We start from the raw sequence: 1,336 nt of genomic DNA on the forward strand, positions 1-1,336 counted from the left end.
CCATAATACGTACCGTATGGATCGTTCAAATAAGAATAGTGAAATGGACATCCACCAGCCAAACTGACTGCCGGAATTTCTTTTCCTTTTCTTCGGTTCACATAATTTTTTTGTGTATCAAAGCTCGTCACGAGTGCATCCCATTCATACTCTTGTTCATTTAAAAAGACAGCTCCTCGAAAGTTATAAGACTCTAATGTTTCCATAATTTCTTTTACTTGTTTTTCTAACTCATCTAAAGTTCTAGCGGAAACATAGATACGGATATGAATACGTTTCATGACCTCACCTTGTTTCAAATCCGTATAGAGAGCTTCCAGCTCTAAAAATTCATTTTTTGCATCAATCCGATCTATATTATCCTTTGCTGTATCATGCCGCACACTTTGTTCACTCATGGATTTATTAATCGATTCAACAACCTCTTTTCGGTCATCACTCATTACATCTAATGTTGTGATCACATTTGGCATATTCATAATTTGCTCTAACCAAAAATCATTTACTTCTGTTGGATAATCAAAAACATGGATACAAGTAGAAAACCCATCACCTGTTTGCACATAACTTTCTTTAAAACTTACGCCTCCTTGTGGCTGAACTCTAGCCACTAAATAAGGGTTGTAACCTTTCTTCTTTTTTAGTTCCTCTTGTTTTTCCTTTTTTGATTTTTTACTTTTGAACGCAAACATATTGTTTCCTCCTTACTACCATATATTTTTCGTTCCTAATTTTGCATTTTGATTAAACAATTTAAACATAAGCTCTAACTTTTTCTCTTCATCCACCTCTAATAGCTCGGTAGAGCGTTTGATATATCGCTTTGCTGCATCCACACGTTCTTTTACGATTAATTCCGTTTCTCCGTAAATAAATAAGAAGGCTTCCCGATTTGTTCTGCCCCATTCTAAAAACTGAAGTTCTTTTAACTTTTGATTTAAAATTCGTTCATACAAAGGACTGGTACATTCTTTAATTTTCTTCTCTATATAACGTTGTTGTTCGGTTGTTTGACATGGGAAGTTTAAAAAAACAAGTTTAATGGACTGTTTGTAGGCTTGATAAAAATAAGCATGTGAGAAAATGACAAATGCTTGTTCGTCGCTATTCTTTGAGAACATATCGTCACCTTCCACTTGAAGAATTTCTAAAAACTCCTCATTTTTCAGCTCAAATATGCCATCCTCCGTCATATCTACGATTTGCATAATTTCCGCAATACTTTTCTTTACCTTTGGTGGCGCTTCTTTCTTTTTTCTAGATAAAAAACCTAACAGTTTTGTATTTTTCTTTTTCGAAACATCTTTCTTTGGCTTTTCTTTCTTCTGTTTTTTTA

The 1,336-nt window shown here is 33.9% G+C and carries 1 protein-coding gene and 1 pseudogene; both read right to left on the reverse strand.

Features of this window, described 5'->3' with window-relative positions:
• Positions 1-692, reverse strand: a pseudogene (locus CQ058_RS31320) (VirB4 family type IV secretion system protein); the annotation flags it as partial.
• Between the two features lie 15 nt (positions 693-707).
• Positions 708-1,336 (reverse strand): hypothetical protein (locus tag CQ058_RS31325; RefSeq protein WP_105590276.1); only part of this gene is annotated, 629 nt, incomplete at its 5' end.

This window comes from Bacillus sp. MYb56, from assembly GCF_002976445.1.
In the GTDB taxonomy this organism is placed as follows: Bacteria; Bacillota; Bacilli; order Bacillales; family Bacillaceae_G; genus Bacillus_A; species Bacillus_A mycoides.